This window comes from Pauljensenia hongkongensis (genome assembly GCF_001746855.1).
Lineage (GTDB): Bacteria > Actinomycetota > Actinomycetes > Actinomycetales > Actinomycetaceae > Pauljensenia > Pauljensenia hongkongensis.
Window position 1 is genome coordinate 240,220 of record NZ_CP017298.1, and the last position, 26,634, is coordinate 266,853.

25 protein-coding genes are annotated in these 26,634 nt (G+C 70.5%); 8 read left to right on the forward strand and 17 right to left on the reverse strand.

The features are described 5' to 3' along the window. Window positions 1-184, reverse strand: a 184-nt coding sequence (locus BH719_RS09475) for a hypothetical protein (protein WP_034255117.1), incomplete at its 3' end; no start/stop codon positions are given. 275 nt (window positions 185-459) lie between these two features. Between BH719_RS09475 and BH719_RS01065 the strand changes: the two genes are divergently transcribed. Then, the gene (locus tag BH719_RS01065; RefSeq protein ID WP_009400003.1) at window positions 460-1,464 is read left to right on the forward strand and encodes a S41 family peptidase; all 1,005 of its coding nucleotides are present in this window, start codon (window positions 460-462) and stop codon (window positions 1,462-1,464) included. A gap of 78 nt (window positions 1,465-1,542) precedes the next feature. Here the strand turns inward: BH719_RS01065 and hisS are convergent, their stop codons facing one another. The 15 genes from hisS to BH719_RS01140 form a co-directional block, all read right to left on the reverse strand. After that, the gene (gene hisS / locus BH719_RS01070; RefSeq protein ID WP_009400004.1) at window positions 1,543-2,886 is read right to left on the reverse strand and encodes a histidine--tRNA ligase; all 1,344 of its coding nucleotides are present in this window, start codon (window positions 2,884-2,886) and stop codon (window positions 1,543-1,545) included. Window positions 2,887-2,914: 28 nt separating this feature from the next. Continuing rightward, on the reverse strand, window positions 2,915-3,631 hold the full coding sequence (locus tag BH719_RS01075) for an MBL fold metallo-hydrolase (protein ID WP_009400005.1): 717 nt from the start codon (window positions 3,629-3,631) through the stop codon (window positions 2,915-2,917). Between the two features lie 3 nt (window positions 3,632-3,634). Beyond that, on the reverse strand, window positions 3,635-4,969 hold the full coding sequence (locus tag BH719_RS01080) for a DUF349 domain-containing protein (RefSeq protein WP_009400006.1): 1,335 nt from the start codon (window positions 4,967-4,969) through the stop codon (window positions 3,635-3,637). A gap of 168 nt (window positions 4,970-5,137) precedes the next feature. Next, window positions 5,138-7,432 (reverse strand): RelA/SpoT family protein, encoded by a 2,295-nt coding sequence (locus tag BH719_RS01085; RefSeq protein ID WP_009400007.1) that lies wholly within the window; start codon window positions 7,430-7,432, stop codon window positions 5,138-5,140. Between the two features lie 78 nt (window positions 7,433-7,510). Further along, window positions 7,511-8,050: an adenine phosphoribosyltransferase gene (locus tag BH719_RS01090; RefSeq protein WP_009400008.1), complete on the reverse strand. Its 540-nt coding sequence runs from the start codon at window positions 8,048-8,050 to the stop codon at window positions 7,511-7,513. Then, window positions 8,047-9,123, reverse strand: coding sequence for a protein translocase subunit SecF (gene secF / locus BH719_RS01095; protein ID WP_034255118.1), 1,077 nt, complete (start codon window positions 9,121-9,123; stop codon window positions 8,047-8,049). The genes BH719_RS01090 and secF overlap by 4 nt, the downstream gene beginning before the upstream one ends. 1 nt (window position 9,124) lies before the next feature. Beyond that, on the reverse strand, window positions 9,125-11,059 hold the full coding sequence (gene secD, locus BH719_RS01100) for a protein translocase subunit SecD (RefSeq protein ID WP_009400010.1): 1,935 nt from the start codon (window positions 11,057-11,059) through the stop codon (window positions 9,125-9,127). A gap of 31 nt (window positions 11,060-11,090) precedes the next feature. Next, window positions 11,091-11,528, reverse strand: coding sequence for a preprotein translocase subunit YajC (yajC, locus tag BH719_RS01105; RefSeq protein ID WP_034255119.1), 438 nt, complete (start codon window positions 11,526-11,528; stop codon window positions 11,091-11,093). 115 nt (window positions 11,529-11,643) lie between these two features. Further along, window positions 11,644-12,657, reverse strand: coding sequence for a Holliday junction branch migration DNA helicase RuvB (ruvB, locus tag BH719_RS01110; protein ID WP_050790649.1), 1,014 nt, complete (start codon window positions 12,655-12,657; stop codon window positions 11,644-11,646). A 28-nt stretch (window positions 12,658-12,685) separates the two neighbouring features. Next, window positions 12,686-13,285 (reverse strand): Holliday junction branch migration protein RuvA, encoded by a 600-nt coding sequence (gene ruvA, locus BH719_RS01115; protein ID WP_009400012.1) that lies wholly within the window; start codon window positions 13,283-13,285, stop codon window positions 12,686-12,688. A gap of 57 nt (window positions 13,286-13,342) precedes the next feature. After that, window positions 13,343-13,972: a crossover junction endodeoxyribonuclease RuvC gene (gene ruvC / locus BH719_RS01120; protein ID WP_009400013.1), complete on the reverse strand. Its 630-nt coding sequence runs from the start codon at window positions 13,970-13,972 to the stop codon at window positions 13,343-13,345. Continuing rightward, a complete protein-coding gene (gene pdxT / locus BH719_RS01125) occupies window positions 13,963-14,568 on the reverse strand; it encodes a pyridoxal 5'-phosphate synthase glutaminase subunit PdxT (protein ID WP_009400014.1) in 606 nt (201 codons plus the stop codon). Before pdxT ends, ruvC begins: the two co-directional genes overlap by 10 nt. Continuing rightward, the gene (gene pdxS / locus BH719_RS01130; RefSeq protein WP_034255121.1) at window positions 14,562-15,464 is read right to left on the reverse strand and encodes a pyridoxal 5'-phosphate synthase lyase subunit PdxS; all 903 of its coding nucleotides are present in this window, start codon (window positions 15,462-15,464) and stop codon (window positions 14,562-14,564) included. The genes pdxT and pdxS overlap by 7 nt, the downstream gene beginning before the upstream one ends. Before the next feature lie 2 nt (window positions 15,465-15,466). Further along, entirely contained in the window at window positions 15,467-16,228 is a 762-nt protein-coding gene (locus BH719_RS01135) for a YebC/PmpR family DNA-binding transcriptional regulator (RefSeq protein ID WP_009400016.1), read from the reverse strand. A 152-nt stretch (window positions 16,229-16,380) separates the two neighbouring features. Further along, complete coding sequence (locus BH719_RS01140) at window positions 16,381-16,872, reverse strand: SixA phosphatase family protein (protein WP_009400017.1); 492 nt, start codon at window positions 16,870-16,872, stop codon at window positions 16,381-16,383. A gap of 103 nt (window positions 16,873-16,975) precedes the next feature. Here BH719_RS01140 and BH719_RS01145 point away from each other — a divergent pair, with 103 nt between their 5' ends. Next, window positions 16,976-17,197 (forward strand): hypothetical protein, encoded by a 222-nt coding sequence (locus BH719_RS01145; protein ID WP_034255122.1) that lies wholly within the window; start codon window positions 16,976-16,978, stop codon window positions 17,195-17,197. A 60-nt stretch (window positions 17,198-17,257) separates the two neighbouring features. Here BH719_RS01145 and BH719_RS09240 read toward each other — a convergent pair whose 3' ends face one another. After that, window positions 17,258-18,673 (reverse strand): tetratricopeptide repeat protein, encoded by a 1,416-nt coding sequence (locus BH719_RS09240; RefSeq protein ID WP_173647171.1) that lies wholly within the window; start codon window positions 18,671-18,673, stop codon window positions 17,258-17,260. Between the two features lie 834 nt (window positions 18,674-19,507). Here BH719_RS09240 and BH719_RS01155 point away from each other — a divergent pair. The 6 genes from BH719_RS01155 to BH719_RS01180 all read left to right on the forward strand — a co-directional run bounded on the left by BH719_RS01155 (window position 19,508) and on the right by BH719_RS01180 (window position 26,630). Further along, window positions 19,508-20,227, forward strand: a complete 720-nt coding sequence (locus BH719_RS01155) for a DUF6803 family protein (RefSeq protein ID WP_008733373.1) — start codon at window positions 19,508-19,510, stop codon at window positions 20,225-20,227. Between the two features lie 31 nt (window positions 20,228-20,258). After that, a complete protein-coding gene (locus BH719_RS01160; RefSeq protein WP_009400021.1) occupies window positions 20,259-20,975 on the forward strand; it encodes a response regulator transcription factor in 717 nt (238 codons plus the stop codon). A 50-nt stretch (window positions 20,976-21,025) separates the two neighbouring features. Next, window positions 21,026-22,081: a sensor histidine kinase gene (locus tag BH719_RS01165; protein WP_034255124.1), complete on the forward strand. Its 1,056-nt coding sequence runs from the start codon at window positions 21,026-21,028 to the stop codon at window positions 22,079-22,081. 57 nt (window positions 22,082-22,138) lie between these two features. Further along, window positions 22,139-23,623 (forward strand): multicopper oxidase family protein, encoded by a 1,485-nt coding sequence (locus tag BH719_RS01170; protein ID WP_034255125.1) that lies wholly within the window; start codon window positions 22,139-22,141, stop codon window positions 23,621-23,623. A 187-nt stretch (window positions 23,624-23,810) separates the two neighbouring features. Continuing rightward, entirely contained in the window at window positions 23,811-24,107 is a 297-nt protein-coding gene (locus BH719_RS01175; protein WP_009400031.1) for a hypothetical protein, read from the forward strand. Window positions 24,108-24,152: 45 nt separating this feature from the next. Further along, on the forward strand, window positions 24,153-26,630 hold the full coding sequence (locus BH719_RS01180) for a copper-transporting P-type ATPase (protein ID WP_003780908.1): 2,478 nt from the start codon (window positions 24,153-24,155) through the stop codon (window positions 26,628-26,630). Window positions 26,631-26,634 lie beyond the last annotated feature (4 nt).

A 26,634-nucleotide genomic window follows, 5' to 3' on the forward strand; every position in this document is an offset into this window, starting at 1 on the left:
CCAGCGCGGGGGCGCTGTCCGCGGGCCGGACGGGCCCGGCCCCGTCATTGTCGGCCCCCTCGTGGGGAGCCGCGGTGACCGTGTCCGCCCCCCGGGGATCCGCCGGGGCGGTGGTCGCGTCAAAGGGGGCCGCGGCTCCGCCGGGGCCGTCGATGGCGTCAGAAGTCATAGGGGTGTCGGGCATGTGTGTTCCTCCGTGTTGATCGTGGATTGCAGAACCGTCTCGGGTGGGCCTGCGTCGGGCCCCGCGCGGCCCGCCTTGTCCACAACACATTCCGGTCGACCCGGGCACCATATTCAGGAGGCTGCGCCTCTTCGCTCCCCCACCCTATCGGTTGGACCGCGTCCAGGGCCCCAACCCGCCGGTGACTTCTCTCACCGGTGGTGTGCGGGGAATCAGGGCCGGACCGGGGCCCTTCCCTGATGCAACGACGGGGTCGGCGTCCGTAGGATGGCGTTATGAGCGACGAGAAGCCCCTGGACGAGGAACCCCCGAAGAAGCGCCGCCGCTCCGCCCGCGCCATCGGCGCCGGAGTGGTCGTGGCGGTCCTCGTCGTCACGGGCGCGATCGGGTGGGCCCTGCACGCCTACGGACCGCACTTCGGGATCTGGTTCCCCCCGCCCTCGGCGCGCGACTACGGGCGCACCGCGCTGGGGCTCCTCGACGACGGCCTGTACGCGGACACCCCCCAGTGGGCCGGGGCCCGCGCCGACGCCGCCACCCGCATCGACGCCGCCACCACCCACGACGAGGTCGACGCCGTCCTGGGCGATGCCATCGGAGTCGCCGGCGGCAAGCACTCCTTCCTCGCGGACGCCGACTCGGACGAGCAGGGGGCCGACTCCTACGAGGCGCCGACCTGGTCGATGAGCGGCTGCGTGCTCACGGTCGCCCTGCCCGGCTACATGGGCACGCCCGAGCAGGGCAGCTCCTACGCCAATTCCATCGCCGACGCCCTCAGCCAGGACGACCTGTGCGGTGTCGTCGTCGACCTCCGCGACAACGACGGAGGGGACATGGGCCCCATGATCGCGGGCCTCTCCCCGCTGCTGCCCGACGGCGTCGTCGCGACTTTCACCATCGGCGACCGGCGCACCCCTGTCGCGCTGTCCGACGGAAGGGTCTCCGGAGGGGGCACCCCGACCTCGGTGGGCCAGAGGGCGAAACTCGCGGTGCCCGTGGCCGTCCTCACCTCCGAGCGGACGGCGTCGTCGGGCGAGCAGGCCCTCCTGGCCTTCAGGGGGATGGCCAATGTCCGCACCTTCGGCCAGCCGACCGCGGGGTACGCCTCGGTGAACACCGCGATCCCCCTGTACACGGGCCGCACGATGGTCCTCACCGTCGGCACCACCACCGCGCGCACGGGCGAGGAGTTCGGGGACGACCCCATCGCGCCGGACGAGATCCGTGAGGCCGACGAGGCGCCCACCGCCGCCCAGGAGTGGATCGCGAACAACCAGTGACCACGGGCGGCGCGCTCGGACCGGGACGGCCGGCGCAGGCCGAGCGCCCGGTCGCCGACCGCCTGGGGCGGGGAGCGCTCAGACCGGGACGACCCCGGGGGCGAGGTCCTGCGCGGGCGGCGCCCACGTGGCGGAATCGGCCTCCACCTGCTCGCCCGAGCGGATGTCCTTGACCGTGTCCGCCCCGTCGGAACCGGGGAACCACACGAAGGGGATGGCGCGCCTGTCGGCGAACTTGATCTGCTTGCCGAACTTCGCGGCACTGGGCGCGACGTCCGTGGGGATGCCCCGTGCCCGCAACGCGCGGGCGACCGCCTCGGAGCGCTCCCGCTCCTCCTCGCTGGCCACGGCGACGACCACGGCGGTCGGCACCGGGCGGGTCGCGCGCACCAGGGGCGCCGAGATCATCCGGGACACCAGGCGCGAGACGCCTATAGACAGGCCGACGCCCGGGTAGGAGCGCTTGGAGTCGCTGGCCAACGAGTCGTAGCGCCCGCCCGAGCAGATAGAGCCCAGATCCTCGTGGCCCTCCACCTCCGACTCGTAGACCGAGCCCGTGTAGTAGTCCAGGCCGCGGGCGATCCGCAGATCCGCGACGAGCGCGCCCGGCATGCGGGAGCCCGCGGCATCCAGCAGCGCGCACAATTCGCCCAGGCCCTCCTCCAGGAGGGGCCCAGACAGGCCCAGCTCCGCCACCCGGGAGCGGACCTCGGAGGACGAAGCGCTGCGGATGCGCGCCATCTCCAGCAGCGCGCGCGCCTGCGCGGCTCCGATGCCACTGGCGGCGAGCTCCCCGGCGACGCCCTCCGCGCCGATCTTGTCGAGTTTGTCCAGGCCCCGCAGCGCGGCGTCCACGTCGCCGACCCCCAGGCACTCGCACGCGCCCTGGACGACCTTGCGGTTGTTCACGAGAACCCTCACAGGCGGGATCGGCAGGGAGTTGAGCGCCTCCGCCATGACCAGGGGCAGGTCGACCTCGAAGTGGAACGGCAGCTGCCCGTTGCCCACCACGTCGATGTCGGCCTGCGTGAATTCGCGGAAGCGGCCCTCCTGCGGGCGCTCACCGCGCCACACCTTCTGGATCTGGTAGCGCTTGAAGGGGAAGTCCAACTCGTTGGCGTTCTCGACGACGTAGCGCGCGAAAGGGACCGTGAGGTCGAAGTGGAGGCCCATGCGGCGCTCCTTGCCGGGGCGGCGGCCCCCCTGCTCGGCCTTGAGGGCCTGCAGGCGGTCGAGGACGTAGATCTCCTTCGAGGTCTCGCCCTTGGCCTCCAGCTGCTCCAGGGTCTCGACGGCGCGCGTCTCGATCCCGCAGAACCCGTGCAGTTCGAAGACGCGGCGCAGGGCGTCGAGCACGTACTGCTCGACGACGCGCCCGTCGGGCAGCCACTCGGGGAATCCGGACAGGGATGTGCGGGCCATGGAGGGATCCACTTCCTTTCGCGGCGCCTCAGCCGATGCGGCGGGCGCGGATCAGGTACTCGTTCGCCGCGATCTCCTCGGCCATGGTGGTGGCCGGCCCGTGACCGGGGATCAGGACGGTCGCGGGGTCGATCGCGTTGGACACGGTGCGCAGGCTGTGGCGCATCTGCGTCTCGTCCCCGCCGGGCAGGTCGGTGCGCCCGACGCTGCCGCGGAAGATCACATCGCCGCTGAGGGCCCACGGCACCGGGCCGTCGGAGTGGTAGAACGAGGTGTTGTCGACGCGGATGTCCAGCTCGCACTCGCCCAGGAACAGGGCCGACCCCTCCGAGTGGCCGGGCGCGGGCAGCATGCGCAGCCGCACGCCCTCCACGATCTCGAAGGCGCCCGCGGGCACGGGCTCCACGCGCTCGGGCTTGACCCACTCCCCCGCGAAACCGGGGGCGGGCAGGGGGACGTGGGCCGCGGGGTCGTCCATGCGGTATACGTCAGGGCCGGGCAGGTACACGGGCAGCTGCGGCCCGTCGGTCCACCCGGCGACCGCCGCGCAGTCCCACACGTGGTCGGGGTGCCCGTGGGTCGCCAAGACGCCGCCCACTCCGACGCCCTCGAGGTCGAGGACCTCGCGCAGCAGGTGCTGGACGCCGGCGGAGGGGTCGACGACCAGGGCCGCCGAGCCCTGGGCAGGGACGAGGACCAGGGCGTTCGCCGCGTAGTACGGCGAGGGGATGACGTGCAGGCGCATGGGTCAGGCGATCGTGGAGGAGATCTGGTCGAGCCAGGCCCTCTTGGTGGTGAGGGCGTCGCGCACCGACTCGGCCCTCTTCTTGTCTCCGGAGGCCTCGGCGCGCGCCAGTTCGGCCTCGAGGTCGGCGATCTGCCCCTCGAGCTGGCCCAGGACCCCGGCCGCGCGGGCGCGGGTCTCGGGGTTGGTGCGCTGCCACTCGCGCTCCTCCGCCTCGCGCACCGCGGCCTCGACGGCGCGCAGCCGGCCCTCGACGCGGTGCAGGTCGGAGGAGGGGACGCGCCCGACCTCCTCCCAGCGGTCCTGGATGCGGCGCAGTTGGGCCTTCGCCTTCTCCAGGTCGGTGACGGGCAGGATCGCCTCGGCGTCCACCAGGATCTCCTCCTTGGCGGCCAGGTTCTGCCGGTACTCGGCGTCGGTGGCCTCGTCCTTGGCGCGGCGGGCGTCGAAGAAGACCTGCTGGGCGGCGCGGAAGCGCGCCCACAGGGCGTCGTCCTCCCTGCGCGAGGCGCGGGGGGCGGCCTTCCACTGGTTCATGAGGTCCCGGTAGGCGGCGGTCGTGCGCCCCCAGTCGGTGGAGGCCTGCAGGGCCTCCGCCTGTGCGATGAGCCGCTCCTTGATGCGCTTCGCCTCGGACTGGGCCTGGTCGAGCTGCGAGAAGTACTGGCGGCGGAGGCGGTCGAACTGGCTGCGGGCGGAGGAGAAGCGCTTCCACAGCTCGTCCTCGGTGCTCTTGTCCAGGCGCGGGCCCCGCCGCTGGAGGGTCTTCCACTCCTCGAGGAGCTCGCGCAGGGCCTGCCCGGAGTTCTTCCAGTGGGTGCGCGCCGGATCCTGGGCGACGATGGCCTCGGCGCGCTCGACGACGCCGGTGCGCTGGTCGAGGGCCTGCGCCTTGGCGGCCTTGCGCTCCTCGCGGGCGGTCTCCTTGCGCGCCTGGGCCGCCTCGGCGACCCTGTCCACGCGACGGCGCAGCGCCGCGAGGTCGCCGACGACGTTCGGCTCCGCGATCTGCTCGCGGATGGAGGCCAGGGTCGTGTCGATCTCGCGGGGCGCGAGCTGGGCGAGGCGGTCCTCGAAGAGGCGCACGGAGGCCTCGAGGTCGGCGTAGCGGCGCTCGTAGAGGGCGTAGGGCTGGGCGGGGATCCCCTCGGGGTAGGCGCCGATGGCGCGCTCCGAGTCCCCGTCCTTGACGTACACGGTTCCCTCCGCGTCGATGCGGGCGAAGGGGTGGGCGGGCACCTCCGGGGGCGTGCCCGCGGACGGAGCACCGCCGACCGGGACCGTGGCGGCCGTGTCGACGGGGTTGTTCTCTTCGGATGGAATCGGCGTCGTAGTCACGATTTTCCTTCTAATACGAGGGCGTTCGCCCGGGCGCTGCTGCGCGCCTCATTAGGCGCACACGCCCCAGTGTGTCACATCTAACGCCGCTGACGGAAGCGGATGGACGCATTAGGACGGAGATAACACCGCTGCACCGGTGTTCTCACCGTACAGGACGACGCGCCCCTAGTCCGACAGCCGCACCGCCTCGAAGACCCCGTCCACGCGCCGCAGCGCCGCCAGCACCGCGTTGAGGTGGCCCAGGTCCGCCAGCTCGAAGCTGAACCGCCCGCCGGCCACCTGGTCGCCGGAGGTGTTGAGCGAGGCGGAGAGGATGTTGACCCCGTAGTCGGAGAGCACGCGGGTCAGATCCGACAGCAGGCCGCCCCGGTCCAGGGCGCGCACCTCGATCTGCACGCGGAAGGGCGCGCCCACCCCCTCCCCGCTCCAGCTCACGTCGACGAAGCGCTGCGGCTGCAGCTCGCCGAGGCGGACCGCGTTGGCGCACGTCGAGCGGTGGATGGAGACCCCCTGGCCTCGCGTGATGAATCCCACGATTTCGTCGCCGGGCACCGGGGTGCAGCACTTCGCGAGCTTCACCCAGATCTCGTTGGGGCTCATGCCCGCCACCACGATCGCGCCCTCGCGGGCCGGGTCCTGGCGGATCTTGGGCTGCCCCGGCGTCACCGCCTCGGAGAGGGTCTCCTCCGTTCCGTCGCCGCCGCCCAGGTTGTCGACCAGCCTCGTCACGACGCTCTGGGCGGACACGTGCCCCTCGCCGAGGGCCGCGTACAGCCCCGACACGTCCGGGTAGCCGAAGGACGTGGCCACCGACAGCACCGACTCGTGGCTCATGAGGCGCTGCAGCGGCAGGTTCTGCTTGCGCATCGCGCGCGCCAGCGCCTCCTTGCCCGACTCGATGGCCTCCTCGCGCCTTTCCTTGGAGAACCACGCCTTGATCTTCGAGCGCGCGCGCGGCGAGGCCACGAACGCCAGCCAATCGCGCGACGGCCCCGCCTTGTCCGACTTCGAGGTCACGACCTCGACCGTCTCGCCCGACTCCAGCCTGGTGTCCAGCGGCACCAGGCGCCCGTTCACCTTCGCGCCCACTGTGCGGTGGCCGACCTCGGTGTGGACCGCGTAGGCGAAGTCCACGGGCGTCGCCCTGGCCGGCAGGGTGACGACCTCCCCCTTGGGGGTGAAGACGTAGACCTCGTCGCCGGCGATCTCGTAGCGCAGCGAGTCGAGGAACTCCTCGGGGTCCCCGGTCTCGCGCTCCATCTCCACCAGGGCGCGCAACCAGTTCGCCTGCTCGTCGGCCCCCATCTTGTCGGTCTCGCCCTGGGCGTTGGGGTTCTGCTTGTACTTCCAGTGCGCCGCCACGCCGTGCTCGGCGCGCTCGTGCATGTCGAAGGTGCGGATCTGGATCTCGACCGGCTTGCCGCCCGGGCCCACCACCGTCGTGTGCAGCGACTGGTAGAGGTTGAACTTGGGCATCGCGATGTAGTCCTTGAAGCGGCCCGGGATCGGGTTCCACCTGCCGTGCAGCGAGCCGAGGACCGCGTAGCAGTCCTTGATGGACTGCACGAGCACCCGCACGGCCACCAGGTCGAATACCTCGTCGAAGGCCTTGCCGCGGACGATCATCTTCTGGTAGATCGAGTAGTGGCTCTTGGGCCGGCCGCTCACCGTCCCCTTCGTGCCCGAGCGGCGCAGGTCCTCCTCGATCTGGTCGATGACGTCGCGCAGGTACTCCTCGCGCTGGGGGGCGCGCTCGGCCACGAGGTGGTCGATCTCCTCGTAGATCTGCGGGTACAGCGTCTTGAAGGACAGCTCTTCCAGCTCCCACTTCACCATGTTCATGCCGAGGCGGTGGGCCAGGGGCGCGTAGATCTCCAGTGTCTCCTGCGCCTTCTTCGCCGCCGAGGCGGCCGGGACGAAGCGCCACGTGCGCGCGTTGTGCAGCCTGTCCCCCAGTTTGATGAGCAGCACCCGGATGTCGCGGCTCATGGCGACCAGCATCTTGCGCAGCGTCTCGGACTGGGCGGCCGCCCCGTAGTGGACCTTGTCGAGCTTGGTGACGCCGTCCACCAGGTCCGCGATCGCGTCGCCGTACTCCGCGCGCAACTGGTCGAGGGTGTAGTCGGTGTCCTCCACCGTGTCGTGGAGCAGGGCCGCCACCAGCGTGGGGGTCGTCATGCCCATCTCAGCCAGGATCGTGGCCACGGCCACCGGGTGCGTGATGTAGGGCTCCCCGCTCTTGCGCGTCTGCCCGCTGTGGCACGCCTCGGCCGTGCGGTACGCCCTTTCGACCACCGCGATGTCGGCCTTGGGGTGGTTGGCCCTGAGCGCCCGGACCAGGGGCTCGATCTGGGGGATCGTGGCGCGCGAGCGCGCGCCGAACCACAGCAGGCCCGAACGCACCCGCGAGCCCGCCGCGGGCAGCGCAGCGCCCTGTCCGGAGTTGTCATCGCCGCTCATGCACACATGATAGGCGAATGCGCGGGGCCGACGGCCACTGCAACGCGGTCGTCGGCCCCGGGGCGGGCGCGCGAGCCCCTACACCTTGAGCGCGGTCTCCACCGTGATGCCCCTGAGGCGCTCCCTGCCCTTGAGATCCGTGAGCTCGAGCAGCACCGCGACCGCGGCCACGTCGGCGCCGCACTGGCGGATGAGCTCGACCGCGGCCCCGGCCGTCCCGCCTGTGGCCAGGACGTCGTCGATGACGAGAACCCGCGAGCCGGGGACGACCGACTCAGGGTGGATCTCCATCCGCGCGCTGCCGTACTCCAGGGAGTAGTCGACGCCGATGACGTGGCCGGGCAGCTTGCCCGCCTTGCGGATCGTGAGCATCCCCAGACCGAGCTCGGTGGCCACCGGGGCGCCCAGGATGAAGCCGCGCGACTCCAGTCCGGCGACGGCGTCGATGCGCCCCTCGTAGCGCGAGCCGATCAGCTCGACGAGCTCCTTGAAGGCCGGTCCGTTCGCCATGAGCTCTGTGATGTCGCGGAAGAGGATCCCGGGCTCGGGGAAGTCGGGCACCTCCACCAGGTTGTCGCGCACCAGTTCGGCGATGCACTCTCCGAGTTCTCCGATCATCGCTGCCTCCTGCGCCGGGGCTGGGCCGCCTGGCCGAGGTGGCGGCCCGGCTTGATGGGGGCGACCTTGACCCGGGCGGGCTCCGCGTCGGGGCCCTCGGCGCTGGCGCGCTGCTTGGCGACCGCCTTGTTGTGCTCCTGGGTCCTCCTGCTCATCTCCTGGAAGGTGACCAGCAGCGGCGAGGCGATGAAGATCGAGGAGTAGGTGCCGGCGATCATGCCGATGAACAGGGCCAGCGAGATGTCGGTGAGGGTGCCCGTGCCCAGCAGCACCGACCCGATGAGCAGGATCGAGCCGACCGGCAGCAGCGCCACCACGGAGGTGTTGATGGAGCGCACCATCGTCTGGTTGACGGCCAGGTTCACGAACTCGGCGAAGGTGTAGTGCTTCTGGTCGTAGACGTCCGCGGTGAGCTCGCGGACCTTGTCGAAGACCACGACGGTGTCGTAGAGCGAGTAGCCGAGGATCGTCAGGAAGCCGATGACGGTGGCCGGGGAGACCTCGGCCTGCGCGATGGCGAAGACCCCCACGGTGACGGCGATGTCGTGCAGAAGCGCCAGCAGGGCGGACGCCGCCATCCTCCACGACCGGAAGTACACGGTCATGAGGAGCGCCACCAGGGCCATGAAGATCGCCAGGGACTGCGCGGCCTTCGTGGTCACCGCCGAGCCCCACGAGGGGCCGATCGAGGAGGAGGCCACGTCGGCCGAATCGACGCCGTAGGCGCCGGCCAGGGCGCTGCGCACCGTGGCGGTCTGCGCGGTGTCCAGCGAGTCCGTCTGGATGCGCACGCCGGTGGAGCCCACGCGCGTCACCTTCGCCGAGGACACGAGGCCCGTGCCCGTCACCGCGCGGGTGGCGGTCGACTCGGACTGGTCGGCGACGTTGGTCACGTCGAACTGGGAGCCGCCGGTGAACTCGATCGAGCGGTTCAGGCCGAGCAGGCCGGCCAGCGCGAAGCACACGACGATCACAGCGGCGGCGACGCCGACGAACGCCTTGCGCCTGGGGACGACGCGGTAGGACTTGTCACCCGAGTACAGGGCGTTGCCCCACTGAGCGAAACTCATCATTTCAGCGTTCCCCTTCCTGCTCGGCGGCGCCCGTCCGGACGGCATCGGCCCCCGCCTCGTCGGCGCTGGCTCGCGCGGCCAGGCGGGCCTCCCTGCGGCGCTGGGCGATGGACTTGCTCTCGTCGGCGCCGTCCGCTCCCCCGGACGCCGCCGACCCGCGGGACACGACCCTGCCGCGCCCGGCGTAGACGAGGGAGTTCTTGGCTCCCAGGTGCTCGGGGTCGAGGCCGGAGAGCTTGTGGCCCTGGCCGAAGAAGCGCGTGCGGATCAGCAGCTCCATCATCGGGTGCGTGAAGAGGAAGATCACCGCGAGGTCGATGACTGTCGTGACGCCGAGCGTGAAGGCGAAGCCCTGGACGCCGCCGACGGCCAGCAGGTAGAGGACCACGGCCGCCACCAGGTTCACGGCGTCGGAGACGACGATCGTGCGCTTGGCGCGGTCCCAGCCCTCCTCGACGGCGGCCCGCAGCGGCCGGCCCTCGCGGACCTCGTCGCGCACGCGCTCGAAGTAGACGATGAAGGAGTCCGTGGTCACGCCGATCGCCATGATGAGGCCGGCGACGCCCGCCAGAGAGAGGCGGTAGCCCATCAACCACGACAGCAGCGCGATCACCTGGTACGTGATGACGGTCGCGATGATGAGCGAGCCGGCGGAGATGACCGCCAGGCCCCGGTACTGCCAGATCAGGTAGAGGATGACCAGGGCGAAGCCGATGACGGCCGCCCACAGGCCCTTCTCCAGGTGGTCCGAGCCCAGGGTCGCCGAGATCTGCTGCTCGGACTCGACCTCGAAGTTGAGGGGCAGGGAGCCGAAGCTGAGCTGGTTGGCCAGCGACGCGGCGGAGGTGGCGGTGAAGTTGCCGGTGATCTGCGCCTGGCCGTTGGGGATGACCGCGTTCATGGAGGGCGCGGTGATGACCGTTCCGTCCAGGACGACCGCGAAGTGGTTGCGGTCGGGGCTTCCCCTGTAGAAGCTGGAGCCCTGGGCGTCCTGGGAGTGGAAGCCGTAGAGGATCGTGGAGGACTCGGAGAACGCCTGGGTGCCCGCGTCGTTGAACTGCAGGTCCACTCCCCACTCCCCCGTGGTCTGGCCGGTGGAGTTGCGGACCTGGCCGGCGCTGGCGGCCTTGAGGTCGGAGCCGGGAACGGTCACGGGGCCCAGGATGTACTTGATCTGCCCGTTGGAGTCGCACGCCGCGTAGGGCTTGTCGGCCGCGCCCTCGGTGCGCGAGGCGTCAGCGGCCGCGGAGCAGTCGAGGGTGAGGAAGTCGTACATGACCTGCTCGGTCACCCAACCCAGGTCCGAGGCGTTGGGGGGCGTGGAGGCGGGGGCGTCGGAGAGCCGGCCGTCCTTGTCCTGGTCGGCCGTGGCCAGCGCGGTGGCCGGGTCCATGGCCGTGGAGACCTGCTGGCCGGACTGCGCGTCCTGCTGATCGGGCTCCTGCGCCGACTGGCCGGCCCCGGACTGGGAGTCCGATCCGGACTGGGAGCCCGACGGATCGTTCGCCTGGGTCTGGGAGGCGTCCTGGCGTACGCCCGTCGCGGCGCCCATGCGCAGCACCGGGCGGAAGTTCATCTGCGACGAGGAGCGGATGAGGTCGAGGGTCTCCTGCGAGGGCGTCCCGGGGATCGACACTGTGATGTTCGAATTGCCCATCGACGTGATCTCCGACTCCGCGACGCCCGAGGCGTCGATGCGGTTGCGGATGATGCTGATCGCCTGCGTGATGTCGTTCTCGGTGATCTCGCGCTGGCCCTCGGCCGTGGCCTTGGGGGTGAGGATCAGCTGGGTCCCGCCCTGCAGGTCGAGCGCGAGGTCGGGTACGTATGAGACGCCCTTGGTCACGTGCCCGATCACGAGTGCCGCTCCGGCCGCGACCATCGCGACCAGCAGCACCACGAGCGAGCGCACAGGGCGGCGCTTCTTGGTTGCCACGGTAGTTCTCTCCAGAGCCTGTTCGGCTAGTTCAGTTCTTGTCGTCCGCCTCGTCGGCGGCCCCGGTCGCGGCACCGGCGTCCTCCGGCCCGTCGGACTGGTCGGCCGAGGTCTCCAGGCCCAGCACGGCCTCGTCCTCCTCGGGGGCCTCGTCGTCGTCCTCGGCCCCCTCTTGCGCGCCAGCGCCCTCGAGCGGGGGCTCCCCGCCGATCTCGCCGATCATCTGGCGGTCCCAGTACATCTCGTGCCCGTCGGTGGTCTCCAGGACGACGATGTCGCCGTCGAGGTCCACGAAGCGCCCCCAGAAGCCCACCCGGGTGTGGACCCAGGCGCCGGGGGTCACGGTGCGGAGCTGCTCGCGTTTCTCCTCTTCCATTTTTGCCATCTGCTGTTTGCGGGAACGGCCGGAGTACCACATGACGCCGACGGCCAGCACGAGCATGGCGATGAGCAGAAGGTTCTGGTCCACGAGTGTTCTCTTTCGTTGCGGAGGGGCGTGCGAAAAACACACGCCAGCACAGTCTAGTGCGTGAACACGCCCAGGTCTAAGCGGTAATCGTCACGGCGCGCCGCATGGCGGATCCTCAACGGAAAAGCACTGCCCCGGCGTCCGGCGGCGCCAGTCCCAGGTGCTCCCACGCCCTGGGGGTGGCCATCCGCCCGCGGTTGGTGCGCACCAGGAACCCCTCACGCACCAGGTAGGGCTCGGCGACCGTCTCGACTGTCTCCGCCTCCTCGCCGATCGTCACCGACAGGGTGGTCAGCCCCACGGGCCCGCCCGCGAAGCGCTTGCACACGGCCTCCAGGACCGCCCGGTCGAGGCGGTCCAGCCCGAGGGGGTCGACCTCGAAGAGGGCCAGGGCCGCCCGCGCCGCCCCGAGGGTGGCGGCGCCGTCGCCGTGGACCTGGGCGTAGTCGACCACGCGGCGCAGCAGGCGGTTGGCGATGCGCGGCGTCCCCCTGGAGCGGGAGGCGATCTCGTGGGCGGCGCCCTCCCCCAGGGGGGCGCCCAGCAGGGAGGCGGAGCGCGCGACCACCTGCTCGAGCTCGTCCGTCTCGTAGAACTCCAGGTGCGCGGTGAAGCCGAACCGGTCGCGCAGGGGCGCGGGCAGCAGCCCCGAGCGGGTCGTCGCGCCGACCGCGGTGAAGCGCGGCAGCGTCAAGGGGATCGACGTGGCGCCGGGGCCCTTGCCCACGACGACGTCGACGCGGAAGTCCTCCATCGCCAGGTAGAGCATCTCCTCGGCGGTGCGGGCCAGGCGGTGGATCTCGTCGATGAAGAGGATGTCCCCCTCCTGCAGGCCCGACAGGATGGCGGCCAGGTCCCCCGCGTGCTGGATCGCCGGGCCCGAGGTCAGGCGCAGCGACGTGCCCATCTCGGCGGCGATGATCATGGCGAGGGTGGTCTTGCCCAGGCCCGGGGGGCCCGCCAGCAGAACGTGGTCGGGCGAGGCGCCCCGGCCCCGCGCGGCGTCGAGGACGAGCTGCAGCTGTCCGCGCACGACGCGCTGGCCCACGAACTCGGCGAGGCGCTTGGGGCGCAGGGCCGCCTCGGCGGCGCGCTCGATCTCCCCGGCGTCGGGGGCGACGACGCGCATGGGCTCGCCGCCGGGCAGGCCGTCGGGCTCAGCCACGTCCGCCCCCCAGGCTCACGAGCGCGGAGCGGAGCATGTCCGAGGCGCCCAGCCCCTGGCCCGAGAGGGCGTCGACGGCCTTGGCGGCCTGCGCCTCGGACCAGCCCAGGCCCACCAGCGCGGCCCTGACCTCGGCCTCCACCTCCCCGGCGGGCGCGGCGGCCGGGCCGCCCTGTTCGGGCAGCTGCGCGGGCGCCCCCAGTTTGCCGCCGACCTCCAGGGCCATCCTCTGGGCGGATTTGCGCCCCACTCCGGGGATCTTCTGCAGGGTCGCGATGTCCTGGTCGCGCACCGCGCGGCGCAGGTCGTCGGGGCGCAGCACGGCCAGGGCGGCCAGCGCGGTCTTCGGGCCGATCCCCGTCACGCCCATGAGGCGCTCGAAGACGTCGCGCTCGTCGGCGGACGCGAAGCCGTAGAGGGTCAGGGAGTCCTCGCGCACCACCATGGCGGTGTGGACCACGGCCTCGTCGCCGCGGGTCAGCGACTGGGCGTGGGCGGGGGTGACGCGCACGCCGAAGCCCACTCCGCCCGCGCTCACGACGACCTGGTCGAGCCCGATGGACTCGACCACCCCACGAAGCAGTGCGATCACGCGATTCCCCTCCCGTCGGCAGGTCCCCGCGGCCGCGGGGCGAACATGTGTACGATACTAGCCGCGCCTGCGCGCCGGATCGACCGCTCCGGTGCGGCGTTGCGCGGCCTGCGCCTGGGCCCACGCGCGCTGCGCGGGCGTCATCTCGGTGCGGGCGGTGAGGCGGCCCGACAGGGACACCGCGATGGAGGAGTCGGCGGGCGCGCCCAGCAGCCCCGTCCCCCGCCACGCGTGGCAGATCGCGATGGCCAGGGAGTCGGCGGCATCGGCGGGCCTGGGCGCCTCGGCCAGGCCGAGGATGCGGGCGACCATGGTCTGCACCTGGGCCTTGCCCGCGTTGCCGTTGCCCGACACGGCGGACTTGACCTCGGAGGGGGTGTGGACGGCCAGGGGCAGCCCGGCGCGGCCCACGCACGCCATGGCCGCGCCCATCACCTGCATGGTGGTGGTCACCGATTGGAGGTTGTCCTGGGCGAAGACGCGCTCGATTGCGACGACCTCGGGGCGGTGGCGCTCGATGACGGCGTCGATGGCGTCCGCGATGGCCGTGAGGCGGAAATGGGTGGCCAGGTCCTTGTCGGAGCGCGCCACCCCCACGTGCACCAGGGTGGCCCTGCGGGAGGGGTCGACGTCGATGACGCCCAGCCCGCACCGGGTCAGGCCCGGGTCGATGCCCATCACGCGCACTGCCCGCTCCCCCTGACGGCGTCGACGAAGAGCGCGTGGAAGCGGTGGTCCCCGCCGATCTCGGGGTGGAAGGAGGTGGCCATGACGGCCCCCTTGCGGACCGCGACGATGGGGCCGTCCTCCCGGTTGCCCGAGCGCGCGATGACCCGCACCCCGGGGCCCACCGACTCCACCCAGGGGGCGCGGATGAAGACGGCGCGCAGGGGGCCCCCGGCGATGCCCTCGACCCGCAGGTCCTCCTCGTGGGAGTCGATCTGGCGGCCGAAGGCGTTGCGCCTCACCACCATGTCGAGGGCCCCGAAGCACAGTTGGTCGTCCCGCCCGTCCACGATGGTGGAGGCGAGCGCGATCATGCCCGCGCACGACCCGTAGACGGGCATGCCCGCGCCGATGCGCCGCGCCAGCGGGTCGAAGAGGCCGAAGGACACGAGCAGTTTGGACATGGTGGTGGACTCCCCGCCCGGGACCACCAGGCCGTCCACGCCGTCGAGCTCCGGCTCCCTCCTCACGACGCGGGCGCGGGCGCCGGAGGCCTCCAGCGCCCGCACGTGCTCGGCGACATCGCCCTGCAGGGCGAGGACGCCGATGGTCACCATCCGCGCTCCGCGAGGCGGTGGCCGACGGGCACGTCGTCGACGTTGATGCCCACCATCGCCTCGCCCAGGCCGCGCGACACCTCGGCGATGACGGCGGGGTCGTCGTGGAAGGTCGTGGCCTTGACGATGGCGGCAGCGCGCTTGGCGGGGTCGCCGGACTTGAAGATGCCCGACCCCACGAAAACGCCCTCGGCGCCCAGTTGCATCATCATGGCGGCGTCGGCGGGGGTGGCGATGCCGCCGGCGGTGAACAGGACGACGGGCAGGCGCCCCTCGCGGGCGACCTCGGCGACCAGTTCGTAGGGGGCCTGCAGTTCCTTGGCCGCGACGTAGAGCTCGTCGGCGGGCAGGGAGGTGAGGCGGCGGATCTCGTCGCGGATCTTGCGCATGTGGGTCGTGGCGTTGGACACGTCGCCGGTGCCCGCCTCGCCCTTGGAGCGGATCATGGCCGCGCCCTCGTTGATGCGCCGCAGCGCCTCGCCCAGGTTGGTGGCGCCGCACACGAAGGGGACGGTGAAGGCCCACTTGTCGATGTGGTGCTCGTAGTCGGCGGGGGTGAGCACCTCGGACTCGTCGATGTAGTCCACGCCCAGGGACTGCAGGACCTGCGCCTCGACGAAGTGCCCGATGCGGGCCTTGGCCATGACGGGGATCGACACGGCGTCGATGATCCCGTCGATCAGGTCCGGGTCGGACATGCGGGCCACGCCCCCCTGGGCGCGGATGTCCGCGGGGACCCGCTCGAGGGCCATGACGGCCACGGCGCCCGCGTCCTCGGCGATCTTCGCCTGGTCGGGGGTGACGACATCCATGATGACGCCGCCCTTGAGCATCTGGGCCATGCCGTGCTTGACCCTGGGGGTGCCGACCTCGCGCTGGGCGGTGGTGTCGCTCATGCTCACTCCGCCTCCTCCAGCTGGGCGCGGACCTCGTCCGACAGCGACATGTTCGTGTAGATGTTCTGCACGTCGTCGGAGTCCTCCAGCGCGTCGATGAGCTTGTTGACCTTGAGGGCGCCCTCCAGGTCCAGTTCGACCTCGGTGGAGGCCACGAACTGCACTTCGGCGGAGTCGTAGTCGATGCCGGCCTCCTGCAGGGCGGTGCGCACGGCGACCACGTCCTGGGGCTCGGTCTCGACGACGAAGCCGTCGCCCGTGTCCTCGACCTCCTCGGCGCCCGCCTCGATGACCGCCTCCATGATGGCGTCCTCGTCGATGCCGTCCGCGGGGGGCACCTCGACGACGCCGCGGCGCGAGAAGAGGTAGGACACGGAGCCGGGGTCGGCCAGGGACCCGCCGTGGCGGGTGAAGCCCAGGCGCACGTCGGAGGCCGCGCGGTTGCGGTTGTCGGTGAGGCACTCGACCAGGAAGGCGACTCCGCTGGGGCCGTAGCCCTCGTACATGATGGTCTCGTAGTTGGCGCCCCCGCCCTCGGCGCCGGAGCCGCGCTTGACGGCGCGGTCGATGTTGTCGGAGGGGACGGAGTTCTTCTTCGCCTTCTGGATGGCGTCGTACAGTGTCGGGTTGCCCGCGGGGTCCCCGCCCCCGGTGCGCGCGGCCACTTCGATGTTCTTGATGAGGCGCGCGAAGAGCTTGCCACGCTTGGCGTCGATAGCAGCCTTCTTGTGCTTGGTGGTCGCCCACTTAGAGTGTCCCGACATCAGTTCTCCCTTTGGGGATGGATACGTACCGCCCCAGTTTACAGTCCGGCCCGGCCCCTTCCCACTCAGGACGCGCGCCCCGGGCCCGGGCCGACGAGGCGGGGGCCGGCCTCGCGGAACCGGGGCCAGGCGGCCGCGGTCCCCGGGCGGCGCTACAGCGCGGGGTCATTCAGGAGGACGTCGCGCACGCGGCAGCCCGCCTCGCCCAATCCCTCCCAGGGGCCGTCGAAGGCGAGGACGATGGCTGTGGCGGTGGGGATCCCCCAGCCGATGAGGTCCCGGTCCCCCTCGCGCGCCAGGTAGTGGCCGGTGGCGCTCATGGTCGGCTCGTGCCCCACGATCAGGGCGGACGCTGCCCCGGGGTCGAATGCGCGCGCCAGGGCGACCGCGTCCTCCGTGTCCGCGTAGTACAGGCCCTTGTCCGCCCAGTGCTCCCCCACTGCGAGGCGGGCGCGCACGCGCTCGAAGGTCTGTGTGGTGCGCCGCGCCGCCGAGTGGACGGCGATGTCGACGCTGCCGATGCGGCTGGCCAGTGCGGCGCCGAGGCGGTCGGCCTGGCCGCGGCCTGCGCGGGTGAGGGGGCGGTCGAAGTCACGGAAGCCGTGGCCGGCTTGGGCGTGGCGGATGAGGACCAGTGTTGGCATACTGCTAAAGGATAGGGGCTCCGCCCCGCCGACGGTAGGGCGGTGCCTCCGTGGGCGGCGCGCCGTGCCCGCCTGCGACCGGTTCCACCATGAGGAGAGCGTCATGGCATTGGCGAAAGGGCCCGAGCAGGGCGTGTGCTCCGCGCGCGGATGCACCCGGCGGGCGACACTGGCGATCATCTGGCGCAACCCCGCCATCCACACGGGGCGCACGAAGACGTGGTTGAGTTGCCCGGAGCACTTGGACCACCTCAAGCGCTACTTCACGTACAGGTCCTTCCCCTACGAGGTCAAGCCCTTCCCCTTCGAGGACGGCCCAGGGTGAGGCGGTAGGCCCGGGCAGGGCGCCGACTGGGGGTACCGTTGTTCCTTTTCCCCTCCCCCGTCACTTGAACCAGTCGCGGAGGTCCGCGAAGGCCGGGGGGCAGTCTTTGGTGTGCAGGGCCACATCTACGAGTGCCTCGACGAGCCTGCGGTCGACTGCGTCCAGCTTCTCGCTCGCGTAGTCCATGAGTTCGCGCATCCGGCCACCGGGGTCGTCGCGCGCGGCCGCGGCGAGCACGGCGGCGACCCGTCCGTAAGGCGAGTCTCCCATTCCTGGGCGCACTTCGAGAACGGTGATCATCGCGCGCCAGTTCCTGGCTATGAGGAACTCCTTGAGCGCGTCTTCGGCTCCTTCGTCGCTGGTGCGCGCGGCGTAGGCGGTTCCAGGATCCGGTAGCTCGGTGAGTGCGAGGATTCTCCTCATCTCATCCGCTGCGGCTTCGGGAAGCCCGGACGCCAGTACTTGGAGCACCTCGGCTCTCACACTGGGATCGTACAGCCCCTTCTCCCATTCCTTGGGTTCTTCCTTGCTCCCTTCGTCGCTCCCACTGTCTCGTTGTGGCGCGTCGGAGCCTCTCATCATGTGTTCGTGCAGGTACTGGGCTCCCCGCCCGTTCATGTGCGCGTTGTACCAGTCGGCTGCGAGAACCTGAGAACGGTGGAGGCAGCGAAGGCGGGTGACGACTGCCTCAAGGCCGTCTTCAGCGATACCGTCCACCAGGGCAGTGAGTTCACGGAGGGGCGGAACGTCCACGTACAACTCCGCGGCTGCTGATAGTGCCACGCGCTCGGAGTCCGACGGAGACGAGTACGTCGTCTCCACAAGGTCCGCCTGCTCGGATCGGTCGCTGCAATCCAGCCATGCGTTGAGTCTCCCGCGCATTGTTGAATTGATTGTCACAGTAGCCCACGGGGGGAGTCCTTCGAGTTCCAGCTCCGAGTCCGCAACGGCGTGTGCGATCATTCGACGCACGGGGCCCAGGAACGTAGGGGCGTCTGCCGCGTTTGCCTCATGGGCAGCCGCCTTGAGGTCTTCCTCCTGACCGCCGTTGCGCCAGGTGGCTCTGGTCAGTAGCAGGTAAGCGCGGGTTGCGGGTGGAAAACGATCGAAGTCCTCGATGAAAACTGCGAGTGATTCTTCCCTCTGTCCTGCCTCCGACAGCGATGCGGCCAGGACGTGCAATGATGCGGCAAGATCCGAAGTATGGGATGCCGGATACTTCACGGCCAAGGCCCGGTACAGGCCCACCGCCTCCCGGGCCGCCCCCAGCGCCCCCTCCCAGTCCCCCACCGCCGACAGACGAACGGACAGACTATTGGCCCAGCGCGCCTGCTGCTCGGGGTTGCGTTCAGCGAAATCGGCCAAGCGCTTCGTCGCAGCCAAGGCAACCCCTCGCAGTGCTCCGTGTCCGAGCGGAATCGCATTTTCGATCTCAGCGAGCGGTAAGTCAGCACCAGATGCGATGACTTCTTCCAAGGCGTGAGCGAAGGGGCCCCCTGAATGAGCGCCACATCCAGGGCACAGCCCCACAGGTACGGGCGCGCTCTCAAAGCCAGCCCGGCCAGACGGCGTACCCTCGTCGGATCGAGGGGAGCCGCGCGAGTGAGCGCCACGCATACGTTCTGCGACTGCTGTCCCAGTAACAACGCCCGCTGAACCACGCTTTCGTCGGAGTCGGGATCTTCAATGCCAGGAACCTCGAGCGGATCCGAGGGAAGCACCTGGTCCAATAGGTCCGGTTTCTTGCCGAAGACCTTGAGAACGAGGTACTCAGCCACCGGGTCCGGCCGTACACTCACTGTGTCCCCGCTGTCGCCGTGCAACAGGGTGTGAACAAGAAGCTCTGCGAAACGACTACGGCGCAGGTGCTCGTGCTCCCACTCCGGCAGCCGACTCAGGACTTCGTCGATCTCATCCTCGTCCTGGTTCGGAGCGAGTAGGCTGAGAGTAGCCGCAGCCCGGCGCATGTGATTGGTGCTGATCTTCGTCAGTACTGGGGCTTTCTTCCATTGAGAGAACTCGATTTCCAGAACTTTGTCGTAGAGATCGCTTCGAGTCGGAATCCCCTCCCCAGTATCCGCTTGTTCGTCGCACACCGCGAGCCATGCCCTCAGCACCACATCAAGAGCAGTGTCCCCCAGATCCTCGGGAAGGCCGACGCTTCGGGGAATGGAATGATTGGCTCTGTCAACTTCGATTGGCCCCATGGTGACGGTCTGTTCTGGCCCCATGTCTACCTGGAGACCGGCTTGACCGAATCTTCACATTCCCTTGCCCCGACCTCGGTGTGGGGCTTCGAGGCTTGTGGCCATGACCTCGAACGAGAACTCTTCCCGTACCGTGCCGCTGGTTGCCCTGGGTGTCGGCACCATCGCAGCTGCCGCCCTGGCCCTGGCCGCCCCTGACCTGACCTCCGGGTCGGGGATGGAGGGCATGCCGATGACCCACTACATGGGGCTGTTGGCCGTGCGTCAGCCGTGGAACCTGCTGTTGTTCATGGCGCTTCCGGTCGTGCTGGCCGAGACGCTCGCGATCACCGAGTTGGTGATGCTGTTGGCTCGTCGGGGTGAGCGTCCGGCGCCGGGATGGGTGACGAAGGTGGGCCACTGGGCCGGGTTGCTGGCCGGGCCGGTGTGGGTGTTCATCGGCCTGCACCTGCTTATCACTGCCGTGGTTCCGCTGACGGTCAATGGTGGCTGGCGTGGCCCCGCGGACGTGATCGCTGTCCTGTCGTACCTGGCCGGTGGCGTGCCGATGCTGGTGATCAGCCTGCTGGAGGCCGAGCTCTTGGGCCGCGACGAGACCGGGCGCCTGCGCCTGCACGTGGCGATGGTGGCCGTGTTCCTGGTGGTGGCCCACGTCGCGATGATCTTCGGCATGCTCGACCCTGCCGTCATGGGCTATTCGCCGAAGGCGCCGGCCTCGGTGCAGCACGACATGGGCAGCATGTCCGGCATGAACCACGACATGGGTGGCATGACGGACATGGACCACTCGACGATGATGCCCAGCTCCGCCCCGTCGAATTGATCCCCGGCCGGGTCCGTGGTGAGGTGGTGTCATGAACAGCGCTTCTGTTGCGGTTGTACCGAGTGTCCTGGTCGTCGACGACGAGCCGGTGCTGTCGGGCACAGTGAAGAACTACCTCGAGCGGGCCGGCATGTCGGCCCAGACCTGCGGGGACGGGCTGGCCGCGCTTGACCTTGTCCGGGCCACGGCCCCCGACGTGGTGGTGCTGGACCTGGGCCTGCCGGGCATGGACGGGGTGGAGGTGTGCCGCCAGCTGCGCACTTTCAGCGACTGCTACGTGTTGATGCTCACGGCCCGCGCCGACGAGGTCGACAAGCTGATCGGGTTGTCGGTCGGCGCGGACGACTACATGACCAAACCGTTCAGCCCGCGTGAGCTGGTGGCTCGCATCCAGGTGCTGCTGAGACGCCCCCGCGCCGGAAGTACGGGCGCCACGGCCGCGGTGGTGCACCGCATCGGCGCCCTCACCCTGGACCCGTCGTCGCGTCGGGTGGAGCTCGACGCGTCACCGGTGGAGCTGACCCGTACCGAGTTCGACCTGTTGCAGGCCCTGGCGGAACACCCCGGCTGGGTGCTGAACCGCCGCCAGCTCACCGACGCCGTGTGGGGCGAGGACTGGGTCGGCGACGACCACCTGGTCGACGTGCACATCGCGCACCTGCGCAAGAAGCTCGGTGACGACCCCTCCCAGCCCCGGTTCGTGCAGACGGTGCGCGGCGTCGGCTACCGGATGGGCAAAGGGCAGTGATGCCGCGCAACCCGCGCGGCAGTTGGGGACGCCGACTGCTGTGGACCCAGATGGCCGTGGTGGCGGCGATGGCCGCCACCACGGTGCTGACGGCACTGCTGGTCGGCCCGGCATGGTTCCGGATGCACATGCTCGAAGCCGGCCACGCCCAGCCCGATGTCGTCGAGCACGCTCAGCAGGCGTTCCACGACGCGGGCCTGGTGTCACTGGCCGTGGGCCTGGGCACCGCGATGCTCGCCGCCCTCGGGGTCGCCACCGTCCTCAACCGGAACCTGTCGCGCGGGGTCGAAGCCCTCGTGGACGGCGCCCAACATGTCGCCGCCGGACACTACGACCAACCCGTCATGATGACCTCGGCCAGCCCCGAGCTGGCCCAGGTCGCTGACGCCTTTAACCACATGGCCAGCCAGATCGCCTCCACGGAGCAGACCCGACGACGCATGCTCACCGACCTGGGCCATGAGCTGCGCACCCCGCTGGCCGCCACCCAGGTCACCCTCGAAGGACTGCAGGACGGTGTGGTCGACTTCACCCCCGCAAACATCGAGATCCTGATACGGCAGAACCAGCGGCTGGCCGCCCTGGCCGCCGACATCTCTGAGGTCTCCCGCGCCGAGGAAGGCCGCATCCCACTGTCGCTGAGCCACCAGGACCTCGACCAGATCGTGACGGCCAGCGTCGCCGCAGCCCGGCACGCCTACGACGCCACCGGGGTGACGCTGCACGCCCAGACCGTTCCCGGCCTGCGCGTCGACGTGGATGCCGCTCGCATCGGGCAAGTCCTGGACAACCTGCTGCGCAACGCCCTGCAACACACGGTGGGCGGCAACCGGGTCGAGGTCGCGATGAGACACGAGCACGACCGGGCCGTGGTCCGCGTCACCGACAACGGCGTCGGCATCCCCACCGAGGCCCTCACCCACGTCTTCGAACGCTTCTACCGCGTCGAGGACACCCGCACTCGCGACGTCGACAGTGGAACCGGTGTCGGCCTGGCGATCTCCAGGGCCATTGCCCGCGCCCACGGCGGTGACCTGACGGCCCACAGCGACGGCCCCGGCCACGGCGCAACCTTCGCGCTGACCCTGCCCACCGTGACTTCTTGACCAGATCTTGACCAACCCCTGCCGGGGGCTTCATCCGGGCCCGACAGGCTCAAGGACATGAACACACTTTCCTGCCGCCACGTGCTGTTCACCGGTCTCGGCCTGGCCTCGGCAGGGGCCTTGAGCGCCTGCGGCGCCAAGAACACCCCGGCCGCAGCACCCGCCGCGCCGAACTCCCCATTGACAATCCCCAGCCAGACCCCGCTGGTCGCAGCCCCCGGCACGAAGACCGTCAACCACGTTCTCACGCCCCGGCCGGTCACCCTCGATCTGGGCGGCGTCACGGCCAGGACTTGGGCCTACGACGAGACCCTCGACGCCCCCGTCCTGCGGGCCCGCGCCGGAGACCTGCTGCAGGTCCGCGTCGAGAACAAGCTTCCCACCAGCACCTCCGTCCACTGGCACGGCATCGCGCTGCGCCAGCCAAGCGACGGCGTGCCCGGCGTCACCCAGCAACCCATCGAGGCCGGCAGCAGCTTCACCTACCAGTTCGTCGCCCCCGACCCCGGCACCTACTTCTTCCACCCCCACACCGGGGTGCAGATCGACCGCGGCCTGTACCGGCCGCTGGTCATCGACGACCCCGCTGAACCCGGCCGCTACGACCACGAGTGGATCATCACCCTCGACGACTGGGCCGATGGCGTGGGCACCTCACCCGATGACATCCTCGCCGCGTTCAAGGCCCAGAACGGCACCGTGTCCAGCGGCATGAACCACGACATGGACGGCATGGACCACGGCATGTCACCCTTGGGTGACGCCGGGGACGTCACCTACCCCCACTACCTCGTCAACGGCCGCGTCCCCGCCGCGCCCCGCACCCTGACCGCCAAGCCCGGGCAGAAGGTACGACTGCGCGTCGTCAACGCCTCCTCCGACACCATCTTCAAGCTCGCCCTGCAGGGCCATCGACTCACTGTCACCCACACCGACGGGTTCCCTGTGACTTCCACCCAGGCCAGCGCCGTCTACCTCGCGATGGGAGAACGACTGGATGCGACCATCACCCTCGGCGACGGCGTGTTCGTGCTGCAGGCCGCGCCCGAGGGCAAGAAGGGCACCCCGGCCCGCGCCATCGTGCGCACCGGCTCCGGCAACGTCCCGGCCCCGGACACCCGCATCGCAGAACTCGACGGCAAGGCCCTGCTGACCACCCAGCTCAAGCCCGCCGACAGCGCCCGACTGCCCGACCGCAAGCCCGACACCACCCTCGACGTGGCACTCAACGGCCAGATGAAGCCCTACGCGTGGGGCCTCAACGGCAAACGCTTCGGCGAGGACACCCCACTGGCGCTCAGCCGCGGCCAGCGCGTGCGGCTGCGGATGACGAACATGACGATGATGGCCCACCCCATGCACATCCACGGCCACACTTGGGCCCTGCCCGGCAGCGACGGGCTGCGCAAGGACACCGTCCTGATCCGCCCCATGGAGACCGTCGAGGCCGACCTGCAGGCCGACAACCCCGGCACCTGGATGCTGCACTGCCACAACATCTACCACGCCGAACTCGGCATGATGACGACCCTGCGCTACTGACATCTCCCGGCCGATGTCGGCCACCCACGCCTGCCCTGATGGCGCGGCTGCCCCCTTGCGGCAGCCTCACCATCGCCGTCTGCAGAGCTTGACCAGACCTTCACCAAACCTCGCGAGATCATTGACCTCGCCCCGTCATCGTGGAAGTGGAAGGAAAACCCCTTCCCCGAGCATACAAGGACACGCCATGTACACGAGCCCCGACCAGGCCCCCCGCTCCTTCGGCGAGGCCCCCCGCCAGCCCCTTACCGGCCCAATGACCGACCAGGACCCCACCAGCACCACCCACCAGCACGGCAAGTCCCACCACTGGATGCACCTGCTGATGTGCGCACCGATGCTGCTCGTGGTCGCCGGCTACCTGTGGGCCGGACGTGCCAGCCTCGCCGCCGGCGGTGTCCTGGCCGCCCTCGTGCCCGCCATCAGCTGCATGCTCATGATGTGGCTGATGATGCGCATGATGGACCACGGATCCCAGCACTGACCACCGCCCGCCATCCACCGGCAGCACCGTCTCGAGGAGCAACCCATGAACCACCCGGCAGCCACCGCCACCCACGACCACACCACCCGCTACACGTGCCCGATGCACCCCGAGGTGACCAGCGACCAGCCCGGCCGCTGCCCCGAGTGCGGCATGTTCCTCGTCGATGCCGACGCTGCACCCGCCACCCACCAGCACGGACACGGCCGCCAGAACGGACATGCCCAGCAGCACGACACCCACGACAAGGGCACGTGGCTCTGCCCGATGCACCCCGAGGTGACCAGCGACCACCCGGGACGCTGCCCCAAGTGCGGGATGTTCCTGCAACCCGCCGACGGTGGGGACGCGCCGGCCGCACAGCACCACGACCACCAGCACCCCACCGGCGAGCCGGCGGTGGTGGCCGGTGCGGTCGCTGCAGGGGACTGGACCTGCCCGATGCACCCCGAGGTCCGCAGCGACGGCCCCGGTGACTGCCCGATCTGTGGCATGGCGCTGGAGCGGGTCTCGGCCGGGCTCGACGACGGCCCGAACCAGGAACTCGTCGACATGCGTCGCCGGTTCCGGGTGGCGGCGGTGCTGAGCGTGCCGCTGGTGGCGATGGTGATGGTTCCCATGGTGCTGGGGCGTGCGCTGCCCGGCAGCGTCGCGCCGTGGCTCGAGCTGGCCCTGTCGACGCCGGTGGTGTGGTGGGCTGGGTGGCCGTTCTTCGTGCGCGGCGCGAAGTCGGTGGTCAGCCGTCACCTGAACATGTTCACCCTGGTGTCGTTGGGTGTCGGTGCCGCGTGGCTGTACAGCGTGGTCGCGGTGCTGGCGCCGGGGTTGTTCCCGTCCGGGATGCGGGCGATGGACGGCCGGGTCGGCACCTACTTCGAGGCCGCGGCAGTCATCATCACCCTGGTGCTGCTCGGCCAGGTCCTCGAGCTGCGGGCCCGCGACCAGACCTCCGGTGCGATCCGCACCCTGCTCGACCTGTCACCGGCCACCGCGCACCGCATCGGGGCCGACGGCACCGAGACCGACGTGCCGGCCGCCGAGCTGCAGCTGGGCGATCGGTGCCGGGTGCGGCCGGGCGAGAAGGTGCCGGCCGACGGCACCGTGGTCGATGGTCACGCGTATGTGGACGAGTCGATGATCACCGGCGAGCCGGTTCCGGTCGACAAGAGCCCCGGTGACCGGGTCATCGGCGGCACGATCATCCAGGGCGGCAGCCTGGTGGTGGAGGCCACTGGCCTGGGCGCCGACTCGACCCTGGCCCGGATCGTCGACCTGGTCTCCCAGGCGCAGCGGTCCCGTGCTCCGATCCAGGGACTGGTCGACAAGATCTCGGCGGTGTTCGTGCCGGTCGTGATCGCCGTCGCCCTGGCCACCTTCGGGTTGTGGCTGGCGATCGGGCCGCAGCCGCGGCTGCCGTTCGCGATCGTGGCCGCCGTCAGCGTGCTGATCATCGCCTGCCCGTGTGCGCTGGGTCTGGCCACGCCAATGTCGATCATGGTCGGGGTCGGGCGCGGCGCCAGCGAGGGCGTGCTGGTCAAGAACGCCGAGGCCCTCGAACGACTGCAGAAGGTCGACACCCTCGTCGTCGACAAGACCGGTACCCTCACCCAGGGCCGCCCCAGCCTGGTCGACCAGCAGGGCGTCGACGGCCACGAGGATGCCCGGACACTGCTGCTCGCCGCTGCTGTGGAGGCCGGCTCCGAACACCCCCTCGCCAGGGCGGTGGTCGATGCTGCCCGCCAGACGGGACGCACGGTGCCGGCGGCCAGCGATTTCGCCGCCCACCCGGGTGGCGGTGTCAGCGCCACCGTCGACGGTCAGCACGTGCTCGTCGGCAGCCCCGCCTTCCTGGGCAGCCAGCACGTCGACACCCATGCCCTGGACGCCGTGGTGGAGGCCTACCGTCGCCGTGGCGCGACCGCGATCGTCGTGGCCGTCGACGGCAGGCCCGCCAGTGTGCTGGCCATCGCCGACCCGCTCAAGGCGACCACCGCCGGCGCGATCGAGGACCTGCGTCGGCGCGGGATGAAGGTCGTCATGCTCACCGGCGACAATGCCACCACCGCCCGGGCCATCGCCGACGAGCTGCGCATCGACCAGGTCGTCGCCGACGTCCTGCCCGACCAGAAGCACGGCCACGTGCAGGCCCTGCAGGCCCAGGGCCACACGGTCGTTATGGCCGGCGACGGCGTCAACGACGCCCCCGCCCTCGCCGTGGCCGACGTGGGTGTGGCCATGGGCACCGGCACCGACGTGGCCATCGAGAGCGCCGACGTGACCCTGCTCGGCGGTGACCTGGCCGCCCTGGTCAAGGCCCGCGACCTGTCGGTCGACACGATGCGCAACATCCGCCAGAACCTGGTCTTCGCGTTCGTGTACAACGTGGTCGGTATCCCGCTGGCCGCCGGCGCCCTCTACCCGGCCTTTGGCTGGCTGCTGTCGCCCGTCATCGCGGCCGCCGCCATGGCCCTCAGCTCGGTCAGCGTGATCACCAACTCGCTGCGGTTGCGCCGTCACCGCTGACCCC